General features: G+C 61.4%; 21 protein-coding genes. 8 read left to right on the top strand and 13 right to left on the bottom strand.

The window, feature by feature from the left end:
* Positions 1-5: 5 nt before the first annotated feature.
* Both ATY80_RS09055 and rpsU (ATY80_RS09050) read right to left on the bottom strand, forming a co-directional pair.
* Positions 6-869: a tetratricopeptide repeat protein gene (locus tag ATY80_RS09055; RefSeq protein ID WP_088692106.1), complete on the bottom strand. Its 864-nt coding sequence runs from the start codon at positions 867-869 to the stop codon at positions 6-8.
* 135 nt (positions 870-1,004) lie between these two features.
* The gene (gene rpsU / locus ATY80_RS09050; protein ID WP_037119559.1) at positions 1,005-1,217 is read right to left on the bottom strand and encodes a 30S ribosomal protein S21; all 213 of its coding nucleotides are present in this window, start codon (positions 1,215-1,217) and stop codon (positions 1,005-1,007) included.
* A 443-nt stretch (positions 1,218-1,660) separates the two neighbouring features.
* Between rpsU (ATY80_RS09050) and ATY80_RS09045 the strand changes: the two genes are divergently transcribed.
* The 3 genes from ATY80_RS09045 to ATY80_RS09035 all read left to right on the top strand — a co-directional run bounded on the left by ATY80_RS09045 (position 1,661) and on the right by ATY80_RS09035 (position 2,563).
* On the top strand, positions 1,661-1,870 hold the full coding sequence (locus tag ATY80_RS09045) for a cold-shock protein (RefSeq protein WP_088692105.1): 210 nt from the start codon (positions 1,661-1,663) through the stop codon (positions 1,868-1,870).
* Between the two features lie 189 nt (positions 1,871-2,059).
* Positions 2,060-2,299 carry a 30S ribosomal protein S21 gene (gene rpsU / locus ATY80_RS09040; protein WP_088692104.1) on the top strand — a complete coding sequence of 80 codons (240 nt, stop codon included), beginning with the start codon at positions 2,060-2,062 and terminating at the stop codon, positions 2,297-2,299.
* Between the two features lie 39 nt (positions 2,300-2,338).
* Positions 2,339-2,563 (top strand): hypothetical protein, encoded by a 225-nt coding sequence (locus ATY80_RS09035; protein ID WP_088692103.1) that lies wholly within the window; start codon positions 2,339-2,341, stop codon positions 2,561-2,563.
* Positions 2,564-2,630: 67 nt separating this feature from the next.
* On the opposite strand, the gene ATY80_RS09030 is transcribed toward ATY80_RS09035, so the two are convergent.
* Complete coding sequence (locus tag ATY80_RS09030) at positions 2,631-4,067, bottom strand: DUF1254 domain-containing protein (RefSeq protein ID WP_088692102.1); 1,437 nt, start codon at positions 4,065-4,067, stop codon at positions 2,631-2,633.
* A 429-nt stretch (positions 4,068-4,496) separates the two neighbouring features.
* Here ATY80_RS09030 and ATY80_RS09025 point away from each other — a divergent pair, with 429 nt between their 5' ends.
* The 5 genes from ATY80_RS09025 (at position 4,497) to ATY80_RS09005 (ending at position 10,179) form a co-directional block, all read left to right on the top strand.
* A complete protein-coding gene (locus ATY80_RS09025; RefSeq protein WP_037133489.1) occupies positions 4,497-5,750 on the top strand; it encodes a sarcosine oxidase subunit beta family protein in 1,254 nt (417 codons plus the stop codon).
* Positions 5,751-5,762: 12 nt separating this feature from the next.
* On the top strand, positions 5,763-6,104 hold the full coding sequence (locus tag ATY80_RS09020) for a sarcosine oxidase subunit delta (protein ID WP_018856591.1): 342 nt from the start codon (positions 5,763-5,765) through the stop codon (positions 6,102-6,104).
* Complete coding sequence (locus ATY80_RS09015) at positions 6,101-9,094, top strand: sarcosine oxidase subunit alpha (protein ID WP_088692101.1); 2,994 nt, start codon at positions 6,101-6,103, stop codon at positions 9,092-9,094. The genes ATY80_RS09020 and ATY80_RS09015 overlap by 4 nt, the downstream gene beginning before the upstream one ends.
* Complete coding sequence (locus tag ATY80_RS09010) at positions 9,087-9,635, top strand: sarcosine oxidase subunit gamma (protein ID WP_088692100.1); 549 nt, start codon at positions 9,087-9,089, stop codon at positions 9,633-9,635. Before ATY80_RS09015 ends, ATY80_RS09010 begins: the two co-directional genes overlap by 8 nt.
* A gap of 148 nt (positions 9,636-9,783) precedes the next feature.
* The gene (locus ATY80_RS09005; RefSeq protein WP_088692099.1) at positions 9,784-10,179 is read left to right on the top strand and encodes a VOC family protein; all 396 of its coding nucleotides are present in this window, start codon (positions 9,784-9,786) and stop codon (positions 10,177-10,179) included.
* A gap of 43 nt (positions 10,180-10,222) precedes the next feature.
* Here ATY80_RS09005 and ATY80_RS09000 read toward each other — a convergent pair whose 3' ends face one another.
* The 10 genes from ATY80_RS09000 to ATY80_RS08955 form a co-directional block, all read right to left on the bottom strand.
* Entirely contained in the window at positions 10,223-10,708 is a 486-nt protein-coding gene (locus ATY80_RS09000; protein WP_088692098.1) for a MaoC family dehydratase, read from the bottom strand.
* 87 nt (positions 10,709-10,795) lie between these two features.
* Positions 10,796-12,763, bottom strand: a complete 1,968-nt coding sequence (gene glgX, locus ATY80_RS08995; protein WP_088692097.1) for a glycogen debranching protein GlgX — start codon at positions 12,761-12,763, stop codon at positions 10,796-10,798.
* 10 nt (positions 12,764-12,773) lie between these two features.
* Positions 12,774-14,405: an alpha-D-glucose phosphate-specific phosphoglucomutase gene (locus tag ATY80_RS08990; protein ID WP_088692096.1), complete on the bottom strand. Its 1,632-nt coding sequence runs from the start codon at positions 14,403-14,405 to the stop codon at positions 12,774-12,776.
* A 6-nt stretch (positions 14,406-14,411) separates the two neighbouring features.
* Positions 14,412-15,854 (bottom strand): glycogen synthase GlgA, encoded by a 1,443-nt coding sequence (gene glgA, locus ATY80_RS08985; protein ID WP_088692095.1) that lies wholly within the window; start codon positions 15,852-15,854, stop codon positions 14,412-14,414.
* A 3-nt stretch (positions 15,855-15,857) separates the two neighbouring features.
* Positions 15,858-17,120, bottom strand: a complete 1,263-nt coding sequence (gene glgC, locus ATY80_RS08980) for a glucose-1-phosphate adenylyltransferase (protein WP_088692094.1) — start codon at positions 17,118-17,120, stop codon at positions 15,858-15,860.
* 20 nt (positions 17,121-17,140) lie between these two features.
* Positions 17,141-19,348, bottom strand: coding sequence for a 1,4-alpha-glucan branching protein GlgB (gene glgB, locus ATY80_RS08975; protein WP_088692093.1), 2,208 nt, complete (start codon positions 19,346-19,348; stop codon positions 17,141-17,143).
* Positions 19,345-21,807, bottom strand: a complete 2,463-nt coding sequence (locus tag ATY80_RS08970; protein ID WP_088692092.1) for a glycogen/starch/alpha-glucan phosphorylase — start codon at positions 21,805-21,807, stop codon at positions 19,345-19,347. The genes glgB and ATY80_RS08970 overlap by 4 nt, the downstream gene beginning before the upstream one ends.
* 271 nt (positions 21,808-22,078) lie before the next feature.
* Complete coding sequence (locus tag ATY80_RS08965) at positions 22,079-23,257, bottom strand: TadE/TadG family type IV pilus assembly protein (RefSeq protein WP_088692091.1); 1,179 nt, start codon at positions 23,255-23,257, stop codon at positions 22,079-22,081.
* A gap of 172 nt (positions 23,258-23,429) precedes the next feature.
* Entirely contained in the window at positions 23,430-24,317 is an 888-nt protein-coding gene (locus tag ATY80_RS08960) for a transglutaminase family protein (RefSeq protein ID WP_088692090.1), read from the bottom strand.
* Positions 24,314-26,731: a circularly permuted type 2 ATP-grasp protein gene (locus tag ATY80_RS08955; RefSeq protein ID WP_088692089.1), complete on the bottom strand. Its 2,418-nt coding sequence runs from the start codon at positions 26,729-26,731 to the stop codon at positions 24,314-24,316. Before ATY80_RS08955 ends, ATY80_RS08960 begins: the two co-directional genes overlap by 4 nt.
* Positions 26,732-26,740: the final 9 nt, after the last annotated feature.

Raw genomic sequence — 26,740 nt, 5'->3', positions numbered from 1 at the left:
AAGTCTTAGCCGGTGGTCGATGCGCCAACGCGGGCGAGGCCGTCCTTCGCCGGCTGGTACTTCGGGTCGAGTCCGATCGCGTGACGGTAGGAGCGGGCTGCCTTGTCCTTTTCGCCGCGGCGCTCATACACCAGAGCCTGGTTGGCCCAGGATTCGGCGACATTGCCGTTGAGTTCGATCGCGTGATTGAAGTCGGCAAATGCGTTGTCGTCATCGTTCAGCGCGATATAGGAGATGCCGCGACCGTTATAGGGTTCCGGCGCGTTCGGGGAGAGCGAGATCGCCTTCGAGAAGTCGTCGATCGCCTTATCCTGCTGATTGCGCTTCTGATAGAGCAGGCCGCGATTGTGATAGGCGCGGCCATCGGTCGTGCCGTTCTGGATCGCCTTGTTGAAATCGTTGAAGGCCGCATCGTCCTGGCCGGCGGTGCGGTAGACGTTGCCGCGGCCGATCAGCGCCACGTCGTAATTCGGGTTGATCTGCAGCGCGGTGCTGTAGTCCTGAATCGCCTGCTGCTGCTGGCCCATGTTGCGGTAGACCAGCGCGCGATTGGCGTAGGCCTGGTAGAAGCGCGGGTTGATCTGCAGCGCCGTATTGAAGTCGTTCAACGCCTGGCGGAAATCGCCGCCGCGGCCATAGGCGGAGCCGCGAACGTTGTAGCCCTCCGGATCCTTCGGATTGGCGTTGATCACAGAGGTCAGCGAGGCAATGTTTTCCTGCGAACCCTGCGCCTTGTCGATGCGGATGACGGCATCGGTCGTGTTGCTTGTCGTGCAGCCAGCAAGGCCTAGCGCGGTGACGATAGCGAAAACCGGCAGAACAGCGATTTTCGGCGAACGCAGAGAGCGGGTCTTGGTGATGTCAGCCATGCGGGCTCGTTTTCCCCCAGTGCAGCCGCTCCGTTCAGGGACGAGCAAGCTTCAGCAACAAATTAAAAAGGCGGTGGCGAATAGATCGCCCCCGCCAACATGCATCTGAAAACGTCGAAATAACGACAGCTACGCTTAGCGTGCGACGATACCTTCGCGCTGTGCCCGCTTGCGAGCCAGCTTGCGAACACGACGAACGGCTTCGGCCTTTTCGCGAGCGCGCTTCTGCGACGGCTTTTCGTAGTAGTCGCGCATCTTCATTTCGCGGAAAATACCTTCGCGCTGCATCTTCTTTTTGAGAGCGCGGAGAGCCTGATCGACATTGTTATCGCGGACAAGTACCTGCACGAGAATCACGTTCCTTTGGTTTGGTTGATGCCTGCGTCGGCAAGCGCCAGAGGCAAAAAATATACGGTTCGCGCGGCCAGAGCCTTGCGATTGAGGATGCGGATAGCAGAATGGCAGGGGGAAGTCCATATGTCCTCGCGGTTCTAGCCGGAAAAAACCGTGTCTTGTCTCGATCTGATCGTCTTTCAAGGGCGAACACGGCCTCTTTCCCGTCTGGCTGGCCGCCTGAAGAACGCTGCTGGGAGGCATTGGGGCAGCCAACCTAACGCAATGAGCGGCTTCCTTGCCTTGTCTATTGCTCACTTCGCGTTATATGTAGCCCATCGACCGTTGGTTGTGACCTTTGTCAAGGAGCTCGAAGCTCCGTCAGATTTCCTCTCAAGATCGATCTTTGGCCTTGTGAATAAACGCAAGGCAATAACGACTATTGAAAGGAGATCGTTATGAATTCAGGCACCGTTAAGTGGTTCAACAGCACCAAGGGCTTCGGCTTCATCCAGCCGGATGACGGCAGCACTGACGTATTCGTTCACATTTCGGCTGTTGAGCGTTCTGGTTTGGGCAATTTGTCCGATGGCCAGAAGGTCACGTACGATCTCGTTCGCGACAAGAAGTCTGGCAAGAATGCCGCGGACAATCTCCGCGCCGCTTAATTCTCATTCGGCCCGGCTGACGACGGATGTGTTGGCAGCCAAGTGCCTTGTGGCAAAGGCCGGGCGTAACCCCGGCCTTTTGTGCTTTTGATGGTCAATACAGTGGTGGCACGAGTGACTGGATACGCTGTCGGCGACAGTCCAGGCTGACCAAAATGGCAATGAGTTCGCCTCAAGAAAGGAAAGAATTTGCAGGTTCTCGTTCGAGATAACAATGTCGACCAGGCGCTCCGCGTTCTGAAGAAGAAGATGCAGCGCGAAGGTCTCTTCCGCGAGTTCAAGGCGCGCACCGCTTACGAAAAGCCGTCCGAGAAGCGCGCCCGCGAAAAGGCCGAAGCCGTTCGCCGCCAGCGCAAGCTTGCGCGCAAGAAGCTTCAGCGTGAAGGTCTCCTTCCGGCCCCGAAGAAGGCGGTTCGTCCCGCCCGCTGAACTGCCATCGGGCAGTTTCCATCGAGATTGAGAGAGCAGATGACTTCAAAAGACGATCTCTTCGATACGGCAAAGCTCTCCCCGCGGGATAAGGCGGCTGCTACCGATACGACAGCGAGAGCAATTATCACGGCAGAAGCCGAGGCTCGCGAGAAGAAGACGGAAAAACTCCGGGCACTGCGCTTGCAGCAGGAAGCCGAAGCGCCGTCCGCCGCTCCTGCCAAGAGGCGGCGGACGGCGCCCAAGTCGGCTTCGTCCTCCTAAGACCTCGCACCAGCGCCTCTCTACCCGCTGGCTGTGTCCACGCGGATTGTCCGAGGTCGCGGAAGCGCTATTGCGCCGTGACCTGTTGAAGCGCCGGCACCATTTCCACGACCGGCGGGTTCCACTTTCCGGTCAGGGCATCGCTTGCCGGTCCGTACAGGCGCATGGTCAGGTTGAATGGCCCAGCCGGCGCGGGGAGCCAGTTCGCTTCCTTTGCCGCGCCCGGGCTCTTGTTCTGGAAATAGAGATCAAGCGACCCGTCGGCGTTGTAGACGAAGGGCATCCAACTGCTGACGGCAAAGCGGTTGAGGCTGTTGCCGACCTGGAATCCTTCCGGATCGTAAAGCGTGACGGACCAGAACGCCTTGACCGGCGGTAGGTTCGCCTTGTCGAAGTGAAGCTTATAGCTGTTCGTTCCGTTCAGCGGGTTTCCCTTCTCGTCGCCGAGGTTGAGCGGATAGATCGCGTCCTCGGGCAGGTTGGCCCCGAGGCCAAGCTGCGCGACAATCGCCCGCTTCAGATAGTAATTGCCGTAGACGCCCATCGTGTCGGTGTTCATCGACCAGTTGTTGGCCACGCGCGCAAGCGTCGGGATTTTCCACTCCATCAGCTTCTGGCCTTCGGCCGGAACATCCTTCAAAGCAGCGGCGATTTCAGGGCTCACCTTGCTCTTGTCGAAGCTCTTGCCGGGTTCCATTCCGATCCGCTTCATCCGGCTTATGATCGGCTGGTCGGTGGCGTGCGGCGGATTGGCCTTCAGCAGCTCCGCCGCATAGGCAAAGAAGTCCTCTGCCGCCATCCCGTCTACCGTCTTCTTTGGCGGGGTTTTCATGTCGATGTCAGGATTGATCGTGACCTTGACCGGTTCGGCCGTCTTGCCCCATTGCGACAGTGGCGTGACTGTGTAGCCAGCCTGGATCTTGTGAACGGCGTCGTAATCGGGCGGCCCATCCGTTTTTGTGCGTCCGATGACCCAGACATAGGGTGTCGGCGCGTCGATCCTTTGGGTTCCAGGGGGCAGGTCCTTGCCCGTCCAGCCGGGGGGCACAACCGCAAAATCGGCTTTCGCGGTTCCCGTTGTGCGCCAGCCCGGCGAGGCGAACACATCGGACCACATGTCCAGCATCGGCAGCAGATAGTAGCGCCCGTTCGTGTCGGGAGCCGAGACGATCATCGGTTCCTTGGTCATATCAAGCCAGGCGACGGAGTAGAGCGTGTCGAAGTTCGGCCGGACGACATCCCTGTAGTCTGCGGCCGGAAACTCCGGAACGTTGGTGAACATGTTGGCCGGTCCTCGTCCCATCGTCTTGCCGGCCTCGACGTTTGTTGCCTGTTCACGGGTCAGATTCATGGTGACCAGCGGATAAAGGTAAAGATAGGCCTCGACGCCGATCGCCGCCGCTTCCTCCTTGGTCATGGTGTCTTCGGCAGCGGCGACGGGGCTGGTAAGACAAGCCCCCGATAAAAGCAGGCCAACCGTGAAGGTGATGAAATGCGATTGCATGACGAATCCTCCCTGAGACCAGACAGCGAGCATCATGCCGTGTCGGCCTGTTTTCTTTTGATGTCAGGTCGCACGCGGGCTTTTGCCACGCGTGTCGAAATTTGGATTATGAATGCTCCCGTTGCTGCAGACGCGAGACCCTCAACGCGCAAAGACGCCTATGCAGCGCAAGAACTATGGGCTCAAAAATTGTAAGTGCAAACCCTCTAAAATAATAAGGATGGTGAGGCTGTAAGCCATCGCGGGGCCGCCCCGGCTTGGCTGTGGGGTGGGGCTTGGCTTCGAACAGAATGGCCAACCTTGTTCATTCTTACCGAGTGTCAAAACAAAAGCCGGTCCACGTCGCAAAAGAAACGTTGTGCCGCATTTGGATTTGCGATTTGTATGGCCGACGAGAAGGGACCTTTCCCTTGAAGGAGATGAAGGCGGATGCGCAGATACTCGGTTTTTGCCGTGGCACGAGAGGCTCTGAGGGGCCATAAGGGCTGGGAGAAGCAATGGACTTCGCCGGAGCCGCGCGCCGAATACGACGTCATCATCATCGGTGGCGGCGGACATGGCCTGGGCGCTGCCTATTATCTCGCCAAGGAGCATGGCATTACCAATGTCGCGGTGCTCGAAAAGGGCTGGCTCGGCGGCGGCAATACCGGCCGCAACACGACCATCATCCGCTCGAACTATCTCTATGAAGAGAGCATGCACATCTACGAGCATTCGATGAAGCTCTGGGAGAACCTCTCGCAGGATCTCAACTACAATGTCATGTATTCGCCGCGCGGCGTGATGATGCTGTCGCATAATGTGCACGATCAGCAGTCCTTCAAGCGCCACATCCATGCCAACCGCCTCTACGGCATCGACAACGAATGGCTGACGCCGGAGCAGGCGAAAGCTTATTGTCCGCCGCTCGATATCTCCGCCAGCGCCCGCTATCCGATCAATGGCGCGGCATTGCAGCGCCGCGGCGGCACGGCGCGTCACGATGCTGTCGCCTGGGGCTATGCGCGTGCGGCGTCCGATCGCGGCGTCCACATCATCCAGAACTGCGAAGTGACCGGCATCCGCCGCGGCCCCGACGGGCGCGTCACCGGTGTCGAGACGTCCCGCGGCTTCATCGGCGCCAAGAAGGTCGGCGTTTCGGCGGCCGGCCACACGACCACCGTCATGAAGATGGCCGATGTGCGTGTGCCGCTGCAATCGAGCCCGCTGCAGGCGCTGGTCTCCGAACCGCTGAAGCCGATCTTCCCCTGCGTGGTCATGTCCAACACGGTGCATGCCTATATCTCGCAGTCCGACAAGGGCGAGCTCGTCATCGGCGCCGGCACCGACCAGTACAATTCCTACAGCCAGACCGGTGGCCTGCAGATCATCACGCATACGCTCGATGCCATCTGCGAGCTCTTCCCGATGTTCCGCCGGGTCAAGATGATGCGCCAGTGGGGCGGTATCGTCGACAACACGCCGGACCGTTCGGCCATCCAGTCGAAGACGCCGGTTCCGGGGCTCTACGTCAATTGCGGCTGGGGCACCGGCGGCTTCAAGGCGACGCCGGGCTCGGCCAATCTCTTCGCGCACCTCATCGCCCGCGATGAGGCGCACAAGTTCAATGCCGGCCTGACGCTGGACCGCTTCCGCACCGGCCGTCTGATCGACGAAGCCGCCGCTGCCGCCGTCGCGCACTGACACGAGGACACCATGCTTCTTATCTACTGCCCATACTGTCAGGAAGAGCGTTCCGAGCTCGAATTCCGCGGCGCCGGCGATGCCCACATCGCCCGCCCGACCAATATCGCCGACATCTCCGACGAGGCGTTCGAGGAATATTTCTTCCTACGCGACAACCCGAAGGGGCTTATCTTCGAACGCTGGCGTCACCAGCACGGATGCGGCCGTTTCTTCAATGCGGCGCGCGATACCATCAGCGACAAGTTCATCAAGACATACAAGGCAGGCGAGCCGAAGCCCACGATCGGCGAGGCCGCCGTTCCGCATGCTCCCGTCGAGACCTACGAACAGCTCGAAGGAGAGGCACAATGAGCGGCACGAACCGTATTGCAGGCAAGGGCCGTCTGACGCCGGCCAGAACCGCGCGCTTCACCTTCGACGGCAAGAGCTATACGGCGCTCGAGGGCGATACCGTCGCCTCGGCGCTGATCGCCAACAACATCCATCTGGTCGGCCGCTCGTTTAAGTATCACCGCCCACGTGGCATCCTGTCGGCCGGTGCCGAGGAGCCGAACGCGCTGATCGACGTGGCGCGCGACAGCGCCCGCAAGCAGCCGAACGTGCGTGCAACGGTGCAGGAAGTTTTCGACGGCATGATCGTCGAATCGCAGAACCGCTTTCCGTCACTCTCCTTCGATATCGGCGGCATCAACAACCTGATGTCGCCCTTCTTTGCCGCAGGCTTTTACTACAAGACATTCATGTGGCCGAAGGCGGCCTGGAAGCATGTTTACGAGCCGATGATCCGTCGGGCGGCCGGCCTCGGCGTCGCGCCGAAGGAAGCCGATCCGGACCACTATGCTGGCCGCTACGCGCATTGCGACGTGCTGGTCGTCGGTGCCGGCGTTGCCGGTCTTTCGGCAGCACTTGCGGCGGCGCAGGCTGGCGCCAAGGTGATCCTCTGCGACGAGCAGGCCGATGTCGGCGGCGCGCTGCGCTATGACAGCGGCGTGAAGATCGACGGCCTCGACGGCTACGAGTGGGCGCAGAAAACGGCTGCCACGCTGAAGGCGATGAAGAACGTGCAGGTTCTCACCCGCACCACCGCTTTCGGCTACTACAATCACAACTTCGTCGGTCTCGCCGAGCGCGTGACCGACCATGTCGCAAACCCGAGCCGTCACCTGCCGCGCGAGCGTCTCTGGCAGTTGCGCGCCAAGCGTGTCATTCTCGCCAATGGCGCGATCGAACGTCATATGGTGTTCCCGAACAACGACCGTCCGGGCATCATGCTGGCGTCGGCCGCGCGCATGTATCTTAACCAGTACGGCGTTGCCGTCGGCCAGAAGGTCGGCGTCTACACGGCGCATGACTCGGCTTATGAGGCGGCCTTCGACCTGAAGCGATCAGGTGTCGAGATCGCCGCAATCGTCGATTGCCGGCAGACGCCAGGTGCGGCGGTTCTGGCGGAAGCCCGTTCGCTCGGCATCGACGTTCTCGCCGGTCAGTCCGTGGTCAACACTGCTGGCAAGCTGCGCATCTCGTCGATGACGGTTGCCCGCAACGGCGGCGGCTCGCCGCGCAAGATCGCGGTCGACGCGCTGCTGGTCTCGGCTGGCTGGACGCCATCGGTGCACCTGTTCTCGCAGTCGCGCGGCAAGGTGGCCTTCGAGCCGGAAACGCAACGCTTCCTGCCCGGAACCTATGCGCAGGATTGCCTTTCCGTCGGCGCCTGCAACGGCACGGACGATCTGCAGCAGACGATCGAGGAATCGCTGGCGGCAGGCGAGCTGATGGCGCAGGCAGCAGGCAAACCATCCGGCGGCAAGATCAGCATCTCGGCAGAGCAGGCGCATCAGTGGACCGGCGGCATGATCGGCGCCGCCGAGGGTGCGGGTCCGGAGACCAGCGCCAAGGCGTTCATCGATTTCCAGCACGACGTCTGCGCCAAGGATATCCGCCTTGCCGTTCGCGAAGGCATGCACTCGATCGAGCACATCAAGCGCTTCACGACGAACGGCATGGCGTCCGACCAGGGCAAGCTCTCCAACATGCACGGCCTGGCGATCGCCGCCGAAATGCTCGGTAAGGAGATCCCGCAGGTCGGTCTCACCACCTTCCGCGCGCCCTATACACCTGTTACCTACGGCACGCTGATCGCCCATTCGCGTGGCGATCTGTTCGATCCGGCCCGCAAGACGCCGCTGCACCAGTGGGAAGAAGCCCATGGCGCCGTGTTCGAGGACGTCGGCAACTGGAAGCGTGCCTGGTTCTATCCGCGCGCCGGCGAGACGATGCATAAGGCGGTCGCTCGCGAATGCAAGACGGCGCGCGATGTCGCCGGCGTATTCGATGCCTCGACGCTCGGCAAGATCGAAGTCGTCGGCCCCGATGCCGCCGCGTTCATGAACCTGATGTACACCAACGCCTGGGACACGCTGAAGCCCGGCAAGTGCCGCTACGGGATCATGACCCGCGAGGACGGCTTCGTTTATGACGACGGCGTCGTCGGGCGTCTGGCCGACGATCGCTTCCACGTGACGACGACGACGGGCGGTGCGCCGCGCGTTCTCCACCACATGGAAGACTATCTGCAGACCGAATTCCCGCATCTGAAGGTGTGGCTGACTTCGGTGACCGAGCAGTGGGCTGTTATCGCCGTACAGGGGCCGAAGGCGCGCGAGATCATCGCGCCGCTGGTCGAGGGCGTCGATATCTCGAACGAAGCCTTCCCGCATATGAGCGTTGCCGAGTGCACGGTCATGGGCGTTCCGGCGCGTCTCTTCCGCGTGTCGTTCACCGGCGAAACCGGCTTCGAAATCAACGTGCCGGCCGATTACGGCCAGTCGGTTCTCGAGGCCGTCTGGGCCAATGCCGAGCCGCTCGGCGCCTGCTTCTACGGCACCGAGACGATGCACGTTCTTCGCGCCGAGAAGGGCTATATCATCGTCGGTCAGGACACGGATGGTACCGTCACGCCTGACGATGCCGGTCTCTCCTGGGCGGTCTCCAAGAAGAAGACGGATTTCGTCGGCATTCGCGGGCTGAAGCGCCCGGATCTGGTGAAGGAAGGCCGCAAGCAGCTTGTCGGTCTCGTCACCAAGGATCCGAACCTCGTACTCGAAGAGGGCGCGCAGATCGTCGCCAACCCGAATGAGCCGAAGCCGATGACGATGCTCGGCCACGTCACCTCGTCCTATTGGTCGGAAAATCTTGGGCGATCGATCGCCTTCGCGTTGGTCGCCGACGGCCGCAAGCGAATGGGCGAGACGCTCTACGTGCCGATGCCCGACAAGACGATCGCCGTCGAGGTGACTGACATGGTGTTCTTTGACAAGGAAGGAGGCCGCATCAATGGCTGATACGGCAGTTCGCAAGTCTGTGCTTTCTGGTCGCCACGGTGGCTCGGCCACGGTGCGGCTGACGCCGGCACCAGCGGCGACCCGCGTGGCGCTTCGCGCACCAGGGGAGTCGCTCAAGGCTCTTTCCTCCGCGCTCGGCGTCACGGTCCCGGCTTCCCCGAAGACGTCGGGCCGCAAGGGTGGCCGTGCCGCCCTCTGGCTCGGCCCGGATGAATGGCTTGTCATCGACGAGTCCGGCGCAGACCTTATGGGTGCGCTCGCGAAGTCAGGCGTGTTGCATTCGGCAACCGACGTCTCGCATCGCAACGTCGCGATCATCGTCTCCGGTCCCGGGGCCGAGGCGACGATTTCCGCGGGTTGCCCGCAGGATCTGTCGCTCGAGGTCTTTCCGGTCGGCGCCTGCTCGCGCACGCTATTCGGAAAGGCGGAGATCGTGCTCTTCCGCACCGAGGGCGATACGTTCCGCGTCGAGTGCTGGCGTTCGTTTGCCGATTTCGTTTTCGGCCTGCTGGCCGAGGGCGCGGAAGACGCGGCGCACTAAGCGCTGCCAACTTGCAATTTCCGGTCGGGGACGGTGCTCTGGTGCCGTTCCCGATCGTCTTTGCGTTGCAGGACTGCCCTCACTCATGCATCATCCACCCTAGCGTGCGCTCTTTATCGGAGCGCAGTTGCAGGGCGGGGTGTCTTTGATGATGCTGCATCACGTTTCCATTGTCGTCACGGATCTCGACCGTTCGGTCGCCTTCTATCGTGACGTCTTCGGCCTCGAACGGATCGCGCGGCCGCCGTTCAGCTCCGTTGGAGCGTGGTTCGCCTGCGGCGCACTGCAGATCCACATGATCGTCAACCCGGCCGGGACCTTCCGGCATGCGGCGACCATCGACACGACCGACGGGCATTTCGCGTTCCGTACCGATGATTTTGAGGGATGTATCCAGGGGCTGATTGCGAAGGGTTTTCGCGAGGATGCCCCAGAGGGCGATCCCTGGCGGCTGCGTCTCAGGCGCGACGGGCCGGCGGGATTTCCGCAAGCCTATCTGCTTGATCCCGATCGCAACATCGTTGAAATCAACGGTGCGCCATAGCGTTGCGTTCGACGTCGCCCACCGAAGCCGGTGAGCATAAGGTCTAGGCGTCGTCAGGCCGATCCTTGGGGTCGAACTGGATGATGGTGATCCAGCGCGCAGAGAGGGCCGGCTTCCTTTCGTTCTCGATCTCGATCGAGACGTCATAGGTCGTCATCAGCATGCCGGCGCCGCGGAAGCGGGCTTCGGCGAGGACAAAGTGGCCGCGGATGCGCGCCCCCGATTTGACCGGCGACAGGAAGCGGACGTTCTCGAAGCCGTAGTTTATGCCCATCGTCTGCTCGCGCACTTTGGGCAGGCCGTTGTAGTTCATGGCCGAAAGCAGCGACAACGTAAGGAAGCCATGGGCGATGGTGCCGCCGAAGGGACTGTTGGCAGCGCGCTCTGGATCGACGTGGATAAACTGATGATCGTTGGTTGCATGCGCAAACGCATCGATCATCGCCTGATCGACGACAATCCAGTCCGAGAGGCCGGTTTCAGTGCCGACCAGCCCTTGCACATCCGCGAGCGAAATTTCCTTGGCCATTGATTCCCCATGAGAAAGCGGCTCCGCAAGCCTTACAATGGGATTGTGACGATTGCGACAAGGAATTGCAGGCGGGAGCCCGTCGGATCAACTTTCGAGATAGAAAGCAACCGAGCGGCGCGGCACGATGGCGGAAGTTGCGGGTTTCTTCGGCGCATCGGGGACGAGAGGCCGCCACAAGGACGGTCCAGGTAATGTGAAGATCTCCTCGCCGCCCGAGCGATTGAAGAGAACCGCCAGCCGCGTAGCCTTGTTGGTTTGGCCATCGCGCGTCGAAAGCAGCATTCCGAGCGTGGAAAAGTTCGGCGTCTCCCAGTCCTGTACGCTCATCGGCTGGCCGGAAGGCGATATCCATTCGACGTCGCCGTTACCGCTGAGGAAGTCCATCTCGGAGAAGGCGGAAAAGCGTTTGCGCAGGCTGGAGACGAAGGCCGTATGGGCGACAAGTTCATCATCGAGCACTGCCCAGTCGACCCAGGTGATCTCATTGTCCTGGCAATAGGCATTGTTGTTGCCGCGTTGGGTGCGGCCAGCCTCGTCGCCTGCTGTCAGCATGACGCTGCCGCGGGTGGCAAAGAGCGTCGAGAGAAGCGCCTTCAGGTCGTCGCGGCGCCGGCGGATGATGTCGGGGTAGCGGGTTTCGCCTTCGACGCCATTATTCCAAGAGTGATTCTCGTTGTGACCGTCGCGGTTTTCTTCCCCGTTCGCCTCGTTGTGCTTGCCGCGGTAAGAGACGAGATCGTTCAGCGTGAATCCATCATGGGCAGCGAGGAAGTTGACGCTGCGCGTCGCCTTTCCGCCATTGCGGCCAAAGATATCGGAGGATCCCGCAAGCGCAGTCGCCAATGGTCCTGTTTTCCAATCATCGCCGCGCCAGTAGCACCTGACGTCGTCGCGCATGCGGTCGTTCCATTCGAGGAAGGGGGCCGGGAAATTGCCAAGCTGATAGCCGCCGGGGCCGATGTCCCAGGGTTCGGCGATCATCAGGCGATCGGCCAGGATGTCGTCGGCGAGCATCGCGGTCAGCGTTTCCCCATGTGCTTCGAAGCCGTTTGCGGTGCGGCCAATGACAGGGGCGAGGTCAAAACGAAAGCCGTCGATCCCGGCGCCGAGCACGAAATGCCGAAGGCTGTCGACGATCAGCTGCCTGACATAGGGGTGATCGCAGGCGACGGTGTTGCCCGTTCCGGTATCATTGACCAGTTCGCCTGGCCGGCCGGGGAGATGGCGAAAGAAGGAGAGGTTGTCGAGGCCACGCAGCGACAGCGTCGTGCCGAAGCGATCGCTTTCGCCGGTGTGGTTGAAGACGAGATCGAGGATAACAGCAATGCCTTCGGCGCGGAGCTTTGTGACCGTCTCTCGTAACTCCGCCATGCCGCCAGGCACGAGCCGCGGGTCGAGCGCCATGAAGGCGACGGGGTTGTAACCCCAACCGTTTCTGAGGCCTAGCGGCGGCAGATGGCGTTCGTCGATCCAGGCGGTGATCGGCATGAGTTCGACGGCATCGACGCCGATGCGCTTGAGATGGGCAATCACCGAGGGATGCGCCAGAGCCGCGACCGTGCCGCGCTGGGCTTCGGGAATATCCGGATTCAGGATAGTAAAAGGTCGGACAGCGACCTCGTAGATGAAGCCGCCGGGCTTGAAGAGCGGCTTTGCCGGCTTCACGCTGATGTCGCGGGTGACAATCGCCTTGGGCACGAGATGCTGCGTTTCGGCGCCAAAAGTGCCGAGAAGGGGATCGTAGTGGAACGGGCGATCAAGCTCCTTAGCGTACGGATCGACCAGCAGTTTCGATGGGTCGAACCAAAGACCGCTGTCGGGCGCATAAACGCCATCGGCGCGGTAGCCATACCGCGCGCCTTCCTTCAATCCGTCGACGAAGAGGCGATGCACATGGTCATCGCCCCGTTCCATCGGCAGGCGAACCAGTTCCTTGTCATCGTCGCCGAACAGACACAATTCGATCTGTCCGGCATTATGCGACCAGACGGCGAAATCAACGCCGGTCTCGAAGATGGTTGCTCCGCCTTGCCCGGATTTGCTCGCCGCCATGCCGTTCCGGTCAGGTAATCACGGAAGGAGCATCACGGCCTGTGCGGCTGCGGATATCCGCGATGGTCTCGGCGGCAGCGATAATATCGGCGAGCGCTTGCTGTGTCTCGATATTGTGGCGGGTGGAATCCGGCTCGTACCGCTCCAGATAGACGCGCAAGGTGGCGCCCGACGTTCCCGTTCCTGAAAGGCGGAAGACGACGCGTGAGCCGCCTTCGAACAGGATGCGAATGCCCTGATGCTCGCTGACGGACTTGTCGACCGGGTCGTGATAGGCGAAATCATCCGCCTTCTCGATCTTTAGCGGGCCGAAGGTTTGGCCCGGCAGCGAAGCAAGCTGGCTGCGCAGGTTAGCAATCAGGCCGTTTGCTGCGTCCGTATCCACGCCTTCGTAGTCGTGGCGCGAGTAGTAGTTGCGGCCGTAGGTCTGCCAGTGCTGGGTGACGATGTCCTGGACGCTCTCGCCGCGGACCGCCAGAATGTTCAGCCAGAGCAGAACCGCCCAGAGGCCGTCCTTCTCGCGCACATGGTTGGAGCCGGTGCCGGCGCTTTCCTCGCCGCAGATCGTCGCCATGCCGGCGTCGAGCAGGTTGCCGAAGAATTTCCAACCGGTCGGCGTCTCGTACATGCCAATGCCACGGCGCTCAGCGACACGATCCGCCGCACCCGAGGTCGGCATGGAGCGGGCGATGCCGGCCAGGCCGCCGGAATAGCCGGGCGCCAGGTTGGCGTTGGCAGCGAGGATCGCAAGGCTGTCGGACGGCGTGACGAAGATGTCACGGCCGATGATAAGGTTGCGGTCGCCATCGCCGTCGGATGCCGCTCCGAAATCGGGCGCATCATCGCCCATCATCTCGTCATAGAGTTCCTTACAGTGAACCGGGTTCGGGTCCGGATGATGGCCGCCGAAATCGGGCAGCGGCATGAAATTGCGGACCGAGCCTGACGGGGCGCCGAGGCGGTTTTCGAAGATTTCCTTGGCATAGGGGCCGGTGACGGCGCTCATTGCATCGAAGGCGATGCGGAAGCCAAGGCTGATGAGGTTGCGGATCGCGGGGAAGTCAAACAGCTCTTCCATGAGCGCTGTATAGTCTTCCACCGAATCGAGCACCGAGAGAATCATGCCGCCGGGCAGTTCGTCCTTGCCGATGCGATCAAGGTTCACGTCCGGGAAATCGGCGATTTTGTAGGTATCGATCACCTTGGTGCGCGCATAGATGGCGTCGGTAATCTTTTCCGGTGCCGGGCCGCCATTGCCGATGTTGTACTTGATGCCGAAATCTTCCGTCGGACCGCCGGGATTATGGCTGGCCGACAGAATGATGCCGCCAAAGGCTTTGTATTTGCGGATGATATGGGAGGCTGCCGGGGTCGACAGGATGCCGCCCTTGCCGACGATGACCTTGCCAAAGCCATTGGCGGCGGCCATCTTGATCGCCTTTTGGATAACTTCCCTGTTGTAGTAGCGTCCGTCGCCGCCGATGACGAGGCACTTGCCCTGGAACCCTTCCAATGAGTCGAAGATCGACTGGATGAAGTTCTCGGCATAGTTCGGTTGCTGGAATACCGGAACCTTCTTTCGCAGGCCAGACGTGCCGGGCTTCTGATCCTGGTAGGGCTTAGTGGATACGGATTTTATCATTTTCTCTCACTTGCCTTTGGGGGCGAGGCTTGAATAGAGGGCAGCGTAGCGCTCGGCGCTCTTTTCCCACGAGACATCCGATTTCATGCCCTGCTTTTGCAATTGGGTCCAGACTTTTTGATCGGCGTAGAGATGTAGCGCACGGCGAATGGCCTGCAACAGGCCTGATGCCGTCACAGGCGAGAATTGTATCCCGGTTGCCACTTTCGCCGCAAGCGCGGCATGGTTGGCGTCGATGACCGTATCGTTCAACCCGCCGGTGCGGGCAACGATCGGCACGCATCCGTAGCGCAAGCCGTAAAGCTGCGTCAGCCCGCAGGGTTCGAAGCGCGATGGGATGATGATGGCGTCGCAGCCGGCCTGCATGAGGTGCGACATCGGCTCGTTGTAGCCGATGGAAACGCCGATCCGCCCGGGATGACGGGCGGCGGCGGCGAGCAGCGAACCTTCGAGCGCCGCGTCTCCTGATCCGAGGATCGCAAGCTTGCCGCCCATGTCGACGATCTGGTCGGCAGTGGCGGCGATGACGTCCATTCCCTTCTGCCAGGTGAGCCGGCTGATAATGCAGAAGATCGGCGCATTGTCGTTGTGCAGTCCGAAGAACTCGGCGACCGAGGTGCGGTTTTCGAAGCGACTTTTCAAGGTGGCGCCGTTGTAATGCGTGTGGACAACGGGATCGGTCGACGGGTTCCAGACATCCGTGTCGATGCCATTGACGATGCCGTGCAGCGAATCGATTCGGCTTGCGATGACACCCTGGAGACCCATGCCGAACTCCGGGGTCAGGATCTCGCCGGCGTAGGAAGGGCTGACGGTGGTGATGGCATGAACGGTCTGCAGGCCGCCCTTGAGGAAGCCGATGTTGCCGTAATACTCGATGCTTTCCGTCGCGAAGGCGTGCGGCGGCAGGCGAAGGCCGGGAAAGATATCAGCGCCGAACTGCCCCTGGAACGCGATGTTGTGGATCGTCAGTACACTCGGCAATTCCGGCGTCGGGTTGTAGCGCATGTAGACTGAGGTCATCGCCGACTGCCAATCATGCGTATGCACGAGGTCCGGCCGCCAGCCCGGCATCAAGCCTGCGGCAATCTCGGCTCCGGCAAGGGACAGTGCCGCAAAACGGCGCCAATTGTCAGGGTAATCCCTCCCGGTCGCGTCGAGATAAGGACCGCCTGACCTGTCGTAATAGGCAGGGGCGTCGAGCACCAGCATGCTTATGCCGGCATGCTCCACTTCCAGCACCGTGGCCGGCTCGCCGAGCAGATCGTCGAATTGAAGCCTGACGACTGGATTGCGGATCGCCTTCATGACCGCCGGATAGCCGGGCATGAGTGTCTTGGTTTCGACGCCGAAACGCTTGAGCGCGATCGGCAGGGCGCCCGCCACATCGGCGAGGCCCCCTGTCTTGATAAGTGGGAAGACTTCGGACGAAACCGAAAGAACTTTCATCGGTCACAGACCCAGCTTGTCGATCATTGGCTGCGTGATGAGGCAAATGCCGCCTTCGCTGCGACGGAAACGCTTGGCGTCAAGGACCGGGTCCTCACCGACGATGAGGCCTTCCGGGATCACCACGCCATGGTCGATTACCACGTTCTTGAGCTGTGCATGCCGGCCGATCTTGACGCTCGGCAGGACGACCGCTCCCTCCAGCTTGGAATAAGAGTTGGCGCGCACGCCGGTGAACAGGAGGCTCTTGTTGAGTGTCGCGCCCGATATGATGCAGTCGCCCGCGACGACGGAGGACGTGGCAGAGCCGCGGCGGTCTTCATCGTCGTGGACGAACTTCGCCGGCGGCAGGATTTCAGCGTAGGTCCAGATCGGCCAGGACTTGTCGTAGATATCCAGTTCCGGAACGACTGCGGTCAGGTCGATGTTGGCCTGCCAGTAGGCATCGATGGTGCCGACATCACGCCAGTAAGGTTCGTGCTCGAAATCGGAGCGGACGCAGGATTGCGCGAAGCGATGGGCCACGGCCTTACCGTTCTTGACGATGTAGGGGATGATGTCCTTGCCGAAATCCTTGCTGGAGTTCGGGTCGGCGGCGTCGCGGCGCAGCGCATCGATCAGGAACTTCGTATGGAACACGTAAATGCCCATGGAGGCCAGCGCGAACTCAGGCTTGTCGGGAATGCCCGGCGGGTCGGCAGGCTTTTCGATGAAGTCGATGATCCGGTCGTTCTGATCGACATGCATGACGCCGAAGCCGACGGCTTCCATGCGCGGCACTTCCAGGCAGCCGATCGTGACGTCGGCGCCGGAATCGACGTGCTGCTGCAGCATGTATTCATAGTCCATCTTGTAGACATGGTCGCCGGCGAGGATGACCATGTATTCGACGCCGTAATCCTCGATGATGTCGATGTTCTGGTAGACCGCGTCGGCCGTGCCTTCGTACCACTGCGTCTCGGAGACGCGCTGGGAGGCGGGCAGAATGTCAAAGCTCTCGTTTCGCTCCGGGCGGAAGAAGTTCCAGCCGCGCTGCATGTGGCGGATCAGCGAGTGCGCCTTGTACTGGGTCGCGACGCCGATGCGGCGGATGCCCGAGTTCAAGGCGTTCGACAAGGCGAAGTCGATGATGCGGGTCTTGCCGCCGAAGTAGACTGCCGGCTTGGCGCGGCGATCGGTGAGTTCCTTCAGGCGGCTCCCCCGGCCGCCGGCGAGAACATAGGCCATTGCGTCACGGGCAAGTGGCTGAACACGTTTTTCTACCATTTTTATCCTCCCACCAGTCTTCAGTTCTCAGGTTCAAGCATGATCGTCGCCAGAGGCGGCAAGGTGATTGATGCGGCGATGTTGCCACCGGCGTTGACGGCCTGGACGCGGCCGCCATTGCCCTTGCCGCTGCCGCCGTAGATGTCGGCATCGGTATTCAGGATCTCGCGCCACCGCCCCTCGGTCGGCAGGCGGACGGAATAATTCTCGCGATAAACAGGCGTCAGATTGCAGATGACGGCAACCGGCTTTTCGCCCGGTGCCTTGCGGATCCAGGCGAGGACGGAATTTTCGTGGTCGTCGGCGATCAGCCATTCGAAGCCGTCGCCCTCGCAGTCGCGGGCGTGCAGGGCCGGCTTGCTGCGATAGGTGAAGTTGAGGTCACGCACCAGCCGGCGCATTCCCTCGTGCATGCGGTACTGCAGCAGGTTCCAATCGAGCGACTTCGCCTCGCTCCATTCGGCCCATTGCGCGAATTCCTGGCCCATGAAAAGCAGCTTCTTGCCAGGGTAACCCCACATGAAGGCGTAGTAGGCACGCAGGTTTGCGAACTTCTGCCAATCGTCGCCCGGCATCTTGGCGATCAGCGAGCCCTTTCCGTGCACCACCTCGTCATGCGAGAGCGGCAGCACGAAGTTTTCCGAGTAGGCGTAGAGCAGGCCGAAGGTCAGCTCGTTATGGTGATGCTTGCGGTGCACGGGATCGCGGCTCATGTAGGAGAGCGTGTCGTGCATGAAGCCCATGTTCCACTTGAAGCCGAAGCCGAGGCCGCCTTCGTGCACCGGCTGCGACACCTTCGGCCAGGAGGTCGATTCCTCGGCGATGGTCATGACGCCGGGATGCTCTGCGTAGATGCGGGTATTCATGTTCTGCAGGAAGCGGACCGCTTCCAGGTTCTCGTTGCCGCCGTACTCGTTCGGGATCCATTCGCCGTGCTTGCGGGAATAATCGAGGTAGAGCATCGAGGCGACGGCATCGACACGCAGGCCATCGAGATGGAACTTCTCGGCCCAATAGAGTGCATTGTTGACGAGGTAGGAGACGACTTCGGTGCGCCCGAAATTGTAGATCGCCGTATTCCAGTCCGGGTGGAAGCCCTGGCGTGGATCGGCATGCTCGTAGAGCGCCGTGCCGTCGAACCAGCCGAGGCCGTGTTCGTCAGTCGGGAAATGGGCGGGCACCCAATCGAGGATGACGCCGATGCCCACCTTGTGGCAGCCGTTGACGAAACGGGCGAAACCCTCAGGCTCGCCGAAGCGGGCGGTCGGGGCATAGAGCCCGGTCGTCTGGTATCCCCAGGACGGATCGTAGGGATGCTCGGTAATCGGCAGGAACTCGATATGGGTGAAGCCCATATCGACGCAATAGGGGATCAACCGCGAGGCCAGCTCGTCCCAGGAGAGGAACGAGCCGTCGTCACGACGCTGCCAGGAGCCGGCATGAACCTCGTAGATCGAGATCGGCTGACGGCGCTTGTCGGTTTCGCTCCAGTGCTTCAGATGCGCTTCGTCGTCCCACTCCTGCAGCAGTTCTGAGGCCGCGACCGAGGCAGTCTTCGGCCGCAGCTCGCTGCGGCGGGCAAATGGGTCGGCCTTCAGCGGTAGAAGAACGCTATCGTGACCGCGGATTTCAAACTTATAGGCCACCCCGGTCGGGACATCGGGTGCAAAGATCTCCCAGATGCCGGCGCTGGAGCGGAAGCGCATCACATGGCGACGACCGTCCCAGCCGTTGAAATCGCCGACGACGGAGACGCGCTGTGCGTTCGGCGCCCATACGGCAAAATGGATGCCCTGCGCGCCCTCGTGCTTGATCCAGTGCGCACCCATCTTGTCGAAGAGGCGCAGGTGCGAGCCTTCCCGCACGTAATAGTCATCCATCGGGCCGAGGACCGGTCCGAAGCTGTAAGGGTCGGTCACCGCCCATTCGGCATCACCGCGCCGGGCGCGATAGCGAACCGGCACTTGCTTGTTGACAGAGACGGACCCGGCAAAGAAGCCGTCCGGGTGCTGCTGCTCCAGTTCGCCGATGACGCTACCATCGAGCGCCATCGCCGTTACCTCTTCGGCGCCCGGAATGAAGCACCGGGCGACGTAGGCGCTGCCTGATTTGTGAACGCCGAGAACGGCGAATGGGTTGGAATGCGAGCCTGCGAGGATTGCCGCTATCTCGTCTGCCGAAATCTCCCAGGGAAGTCTGACTTCAGGGGTGGCTTTCGGCGTCTTCATCCGGCTCTCCAGATTTCCTTGGCATATTGCCGTATCGTGCGGTCAGACGAGAACCAGCCCATCCGCGCCGTGTTGCAGATCGCCTTCGCGTTCCACGCTGATGGATCGGCCCAGAGCTGGTCGACATCGCGCTGGGCCTGCGCATAGGCATCGAAATCCGCCGCGACCATGAACCAGTCATGGGCATAGATGCCCTCGATCAACGCCGCGTATCGGTTTCGATCATCGTGCGAGAAGACACCGGAACTGATCGCCTGGAGCGCCTGAGACAGTTCACGCGACGCCTCTATGATGGCGCGGGGATTGTGGCCGTCGGCACGGGCGGCGGCGACTTCGTCGGCGCGCAGACCGAAGATGATGATGTTGTCCTCGCCGACATGATCGCGCATTTCGACATTGGCACCGTCGAGCGTTCCGATCGTCAGGGCGCCGTTGAGCGCAAACTTCATGTTGCCGGTGCCCGAGGCTTCCATGCCAGCCGTCGAGATCTGTTCGGACAGGTCGGCGGCGGGCACCATGACTTCGGCCAGCGAGACGTTGTAGTTTGGTACGAACACGACCTTCAAGAGACCGCGGACGGCCGGATCGTTGTTGATGGTGCGGGCGACGTCGTTGATCAGCTTGATGATCAGCTTGGCATTGTGATAGCTCGGCGCCGCCTTGCCGGCGAAGAGTTTGACGCGCGGCACCCAGTCCAATTCAGGATGCGAGCGTATCTGGTCGTAGAGGGCGACGGCCTCGATAATGTTGAGCAGCTGGCGCTTGTATTCGTGGATACGCTTGATCTGGATATCGAACATTGCCGACGGATCGAGCTTGATGCCCATGCGGCTGGCGACAAGATTGGACAAGGCCACCTTGTTGTCACGCTTAATCGCAGCAAACTTCTCCTGGAAGCTCGCATCGTTTGCGAACCTGTCGAGGGGCTTCAGCTTTTCGGCATCGTCAAGGAAGTCGTCGCCGATCGTCTCGCGGATCAGCGAGGTCAGGCCGGGATTGCATTGCTGCAACCAGCGGCGCGGCGTGATGCCGTTCGTCTTGTTGTTGATGCGGTCGGGATAAAGCTTGTGCAGGTCGGCAAACACCGTGACCTTCATCAGGTCGGTGTGCAATGACGAAACGCCGTTGATCGAATGGGCGCCGACGAAGGCAAGATTGCCCATGCGAACCCGGCGTTCGCCGCTTTCCTCGATCAGCGAAATCGAGCGGATTTCGGTTTCGGAGAATGTCTTGGTCTTGCGCGCTTCGAGCAGCACCTTGGCGTTGATCGCGTAGATGATCTGCATATGGCGCGGCAGCAGGCGCTCGAAGAGCGGGATCGGCCAGCTTTCCAACGCTTCGGGAAGGAGCGTGTGGTTGGTGTAGCCGATCGTGCCGCGGGTGATGTCCCAGGCCTGGTCGAAGTCGAGGCCGTGAACATCGCACAGCAGACGCATCAGTTCGGCGACGGAGACGGCCGGATGCGTATCGTTCAGCTGGATCGCCACCTTGTCGGGCAGCGAAGTGAAGTCATCGTATTGCTGCAGGTGACGGCGCAGGATGTCCTGCAGCGACGCGGAGGAGAAAAAGAACTCCTGGCGCAGGCGCAGCTCCTGGCCGGCCGGCGTCGCATCGGCCGGGTAGAGAACGCGCGTCAGGCTTTCCGCCTTGTTGCTTTCGCGCAGCGCGCCGATATGGTCGCCGGCGTTGAAGGCATCGAGCAGGATCGGATCGATCGGCTGCGCCGACCAGAGGCGCAGTGTGTTGACGCGCTTGCCGCGCCAACCGACGACTGGCGTATCGAAGGCCGCGGCAATCACCCGCTCGGCTGGTTTCCACACATAGCGCGGCTCGCCCTCGGGATTGTTGACGACATCGACCGTGCCGCCGAAGCCGATTTCGTAGGCGCTTTCGCGACGCTCGAATTCCCAGGGGTTGCCGTGCGCCAGCCAGCTCTCCGGCAGCTCGACCTGCCAGCCGTCGGCGAGCTGCTGGCGGAAGAGGCCGTGTACATAACGGATGCCGTAGCCATAGGCCGGCACCTCAACGGTCGCCATGCTTTCCATGAAACAGGCAGCGAGACGGCCGAGGCCGCCATTGCCGAGGGCGGCATCGGGCTCGAGGCCAGCGATGACGGCCACATCGACGCCGAGCGAGGCGAGTGCGTCGCGAACCTGTTCCATCAGATTAAGGTTCGAGATGGCATCGCGCATCAGGCGGCCGATGAGGAATTCCAGCGAGAGGTAGTAGACGCGCTTGTCGCCGGTCGCATAGACCCTGCGGGTCGATTCCATCCACTTGTCGATGATGCGGTCACGCACGACGAGGATCGTGGCAGTCAGCCAGTCATGAGGCTTGGCGACCTTCGCATCCTTGCCGATGCGGTAGGTCAAACGCTCAATGATTTCTTCAGCGAGAATTTCCGGCTTGGAACTGCGGGGGGCGGGGGAGGGGATGGTCGGTTTCGAAACGGTGTTCATCGTCAGTCCTCGCCAATTCTGTTCTGTTTCAGTGCTTTATGCCAATTTCAATCGGTTTACCGCGCACTAAAGACGCAGTTTATGCATCGTTACAACGCACTTGCAACAAGGGAATTACCCAAACGAAAAAATTGACGAGCCTCGACGTTCCATTGCGGAAAGAGCTTGATTTCAATCGGTTTTCCGATTTTGATACGCGCGTTTTTGCAAGCAAACGAAAAGCCGCTCCGGTTTGTTCCGGAGCGGCTTGTTGCTTGAGATAGTCTAGAGATCAGTTGATCAGGCGCGTCGTCTGGTCGGAAGCTTTTGCGCCGATCTCTTTAAAGGCAGCGAGAAGATCGGACATGCTTTCTGCCTTGAAGTAGTGGTTGTCATCCGTCGCGCAATACTTCAGCAGCGCCTGGCCGTTCTCAGGCGCCATGAAGGCGACCGTGTAGATCTCAATGCCATCACCCTTCGCTTTATCGCACGTGCCCTTCGTCAACGTGTCATAGGAGCGGCCGCCTGACGGATCATCGTTGTTGTCACCGTCCGTCATGAAGACAATATATTTCTTGGGCGTCTGGCCGGTTTTCGCCTGATGCAGAGCGTTTTCGCTGTCGTTGCCGGCGTTGTTTTTCGCGATCAACGAGTTATAGGCCATGCTCACCGCGCCGCTGGAATTCGTGCCGTTGGCCGCCGAGAGCGCGTTGACATAGGTCGTGACGGCACTGGTTCCCCAGGCGAGCTTGGTTTCCGGATACGTAATGAGATCGTAGGAGACCGCACCCGTGCGGGAATAGATGTGCGTTGGGTCGGCCTTGTCGAGTTCTGCCGTCAAGTTACCGACCGCGAGCTTCAAGGCTGCAATTTTAGTGTAGTAGGCTGTGCACGTCTTATTGTGGTTTTTACCGCAGGTATAGGTGTAGGACGTCGTTGTGTAGTCGCCCATCGAGCCCGATTTATCGAGAGCCAGGAATATCGAAACTGAACCCTGCTTCTCGGAATAGCCGCTTGCTGTTTGGCTTGACGTAGCGATGTTGGCAGTCTGGAAGCCGATGACCCGCGCAAGGCCGCTGAGTTGCATGCTGTAAGACGATGAGACGTTCACGCTGTAGCTTGCAGCACTCCCGGACGTTGTCTTGGTCGCTGTGGCCGTTGTGGCGGCCCGGAGTGCGGTCGTGTCGCTAATGAAGTTTGCCATCTGACCGGCAACGAAATCCTTCGCGAACGCAGAGGCAGTCGTTGTGTCGATCTTTCCCTCGGCAAGGGCGGAGGCGGTGGCAAGTGCCGCCGCGTCGGAGGCTTCCTGTAACTGATGCTTCGCCAACGCAGCGTTGGTTACGTCAACCGCGACCGCGCCGGCTCCTATTGCGATCGGTAGCAGGATCGCAGTAACCATCCCGAAATTGCCATGCCGATCCTTCTGCAGCCGAGACAGGCTCGACTTCAGCGATTGAAAGGTGCTCATCATGCTCACCTGAGTTAAGTGCCCCAATAATGCCTAATTCATGCCCGGCAATTGTTGAGCTCGCCTTTATCGGATCGTTAAGATTCTAGCGGAATGTCGCTTTCTTGTGCGCAGCCTCAATGAAAAATGCCCTCTTTGAGGGATTTTTGACATTGATGCAGCTATAGAATGTTCACCCCAGCGGGACGACGTCTACCGCCTGGACGGCGCGTTGGCCGCCGTAGCTCTTCAAGACACCGATGACCGGGGCGACGTCGGCGTAGTCGCGGCCATAGGCGACGACGATGTGGTCGGTGCCGGCCGGGATGTTGTTCGTCGGGTCGAGTTCGACCCAACCGATCGTTTCGCCGCACCAGACCCTGACCCAGGCGTGCATGGCGTCGGCGCCCTCCAGCCGTTCCTTGCCGGGCGGCGGGATGGTGCGCAGGAAGCCGGAGACATAGCCCGCCGGAATGCCGAGACTGCGGAGTGCAAGGATCATGACATGGGCGAAGTCCTGGCAGACGCCGCTCTTCAACTGGAAGGCCTCAAGCGGCGTCGTATCGACGGTCGTCGCTTCGGCATCGTACTTGAAATCCCGGTGGATTTTCGCGCAAAGCGCAGTGGCGATCTGCAGCACGGTCAATGACGCTTCGGCGCAGGCCTTCGCATAGTCCGAAATGGCGCGCGTTTCCAGCAGGCGAGGGCTGTTGCCGAGAAAGTGGTGCGGGGCATCGGGCTTCAGCGACCAGACGCCAGCAATCTCATCCGGCAACTTCGCAAGCACTGGCGAAAAATCCGCCGCGATCGAATGGCTCTCCACCTGCACGCGGGCCTGCATGCGGATATCAAGCTTTTCGTGCGGCGCGCGCAACATGAAGGAAGTCGCGGGATGCTCGAAGAAATCCACAAAGTGGGCCTGTTCGTCCGGCGTTGGCGAAACCTTGATGGAGCCGGCGATCAGCCGCTGACGATCTGGCAGAGACAATGGCATCAGCCGCATGATGTGGCGGGCACCGGAGGCCGGGGTGTCGTAGATGTAGCCCATGTGCAGGGAGAGATCGTAGAGCACCTGAGTCACCCGAGATATGTTTGGGCAAGAAGGTCGGACAGTTGTTCCAACTCGCGTTCGAGACGGCGATAGACATCGACGCTCATCGTCTCCGGCGTCATCACCGCAAGACCTGCGTGGAGCCGCATTGCTTCGCGGTAGAAGGGCGACATCTGGCCGTTGACGAGCGCGTTCGGCAATTGCTCCACCTCGCGATGGATCTCGTTCATCTGGAAGAGGATCGAGCGCGGGTTGAGTGGATCTAGCGCCAGAAGATCGGTGACCGTCAGGCGGGCAGTGTTGACGTTGTAGCGACGGCGATGGGTCATGACGCTGTCGCCGATCTCCAGCAGCATGTCGAGCGCGCCGTCGGGGGCGTCCGGTCCCGACATGTGGCCGAGCAGCCGCGTCATGTGCAGGCCGCGCTCGATATGGCGGCCGAGCGACAGGAACCGCCAGCCCATGAAGCGATACATATTTTCGTGCACCAGACCTGCGAAACCCGCGAGCTTGCGCAGCAGGATCGTCATCGCATGGCTTGCGTCGTCGCCCGGTGAGACCGTCGCGTGGAAACGCCGCGCCGTCTTGGCGAGATCGGTCAGCGCCAGCCAACCGTCGGGTGAAAAGCGGTCGCGGATGTTGCTGGCGGAATAGACGGCGCTGTCGATGTTGCGCAGCAGCGTGTCCGGCACCGCGTCCTTGGTGTCGATATCGACGGCTGTCAGATAGGCCGTCACGTCGGCCAGTAGCGGCTGGCTCGGATCGGCGGCCTCGGCGAAGCGGGCGTGCCAGGCGCGCAGGATGCGCAGTGCCCCTTCGGCGCGTTCGATGTAGCGGCCAAGCCAGAAGAGGTTGTCGGCGGCGCGGCTCGGCAGGCTGCCCGGCATGTTGCGGGTGAAGCTGCCTTCGGCCGGCAGCAGCGTGTGCCGCTCCACCGGCTTGTCGCTGACAATCCAGACGTCGGCGGCCGCACCGCCAGACTGCATGGCGATGGCCGCCACGTCGTCGCTGCCGCCGATGCGGGCAAAGCCGCCGGGCATGATCTGCCAGCCATTGGCCGTGCGAGCCGCGAAGACGCGCAGCGACATCGGCCGTGGCGTCAGCTTGCCGTCGATCCAGGCGGGCGTTGTCGAAAGCGTCACGACTTCCTGGCCGACGAGCTTTGTGCCGTCGGAATTCAGCCAGTCGGCGATCGAGTCTTTGGCGGTGGCGCGCAGGCTCGAGCCGAGCACGGATTCACCGCTGTCATCGAAGAAGGGCGCGCGCGAATAAGCCGGGCCGATCACCATCTTCCCGATGTTCTTTGCGACATGTTCGCGCTCGCCTTTCTGGCCGCACCACCAGGTCGCGATCGAGGGGAGCTTCAGTTCTTCGCCGAACAGGCGGCGACAGATGGTCGGCATGAAGGCGAGAAGCGCGCGGGTCTCGATGATGCCGCTGCCGAGCGCGTTGACGATGGTGACGCTTTCGGCGCGCAATGCTTCCACGAGGCCGGGCGTGCCGATGTGCGAATTCTGGTTCAGTTCGAGCGGGTCGGCATAGGCGGAATCGAGGCGGCGCCAGAGAACGGTCATCGGCTTCAGGCCCGAAACGGTGCGCACCATCACCTTGCCGTTGACGACCGTCAGGTCCTCGCCCTCGAGCAGCATGAAGCCGAGGTAGCGGGCGATATAGGCGTGTTCGTAATAGGTCTCGTTGGCGGGGCCGGGGGTCAGGACGGCGATGCGGTCGTCGCCGCTGTGCTTCATGCCTTGCAGCGCGTCACGGAAGGCGCCGAAGAAGGAGGCCAGGCGATGAACCGGGGTCTCGGCATAGATGTCGGAGAAGGCGCGGGTCGTTGCGACGCGGTTCTCGAGCGCGAAACCAGCGCCCGACGGAGCCTGGGTGCGGTCGGCCAGCACCCACCAGTTGCCGTCCGGGCCGCGGCCGATCTCGAAGGCGCAGAAATGCAGATAATGACCGCCCGCGGGAGTGACGCCAACGAGTGGACGCTGGTACTCCGGATTGGCGGCGATGAGTGCGGGTGGCAGGACGCCGTCTGCGACCAGCCGGTTCTGACCGTAGATGTCGGCAACAATCGCCTCAAGCAGGTCGGCGCGCTGTACGAGGCCGGCCGACAGCGCTTCCCATTCGCGGGCGTGGATCAGGACGGGCACATGCGAAAGCGGCCAGGAGCGCTCGGCGCTGCCGGTGCTGCCATAGGCGCGATAAAACACGCCGGCATCGCGGAGATAGCGATCGGCGCGAGCGAAGCGCTCGGTCAGGTCCTTTTCGGGCATGCCGCTCAGATGCGCGAAGAAACGCTGCCAGACCGGACGGATGGCGCCGTTGGTATCGACCATTTCGTCGGCCACGCCAGGCAGCGGGGCGTAGCTGAGCACCGCATCGTTGCCGGTGCGGTTGCGTGGTGCTTCCCTCAGTTCTGCCGTCGGTTTTTTGCCCATTTCGCCCTA

The sequence above is a fragment of the Rhizobium sp. R711 genome (assembly GCF_002211365.1).
Taxonomy (GTDB): domain Bacteria; phylum Pseudomonadota; class Alphaproteobacteria; order Rhizobiales; family Rhizobiaceae; genus Rhizobium.
This window is presented reverse-complemented; position numbering and strand designations above follow the sequence as displayed.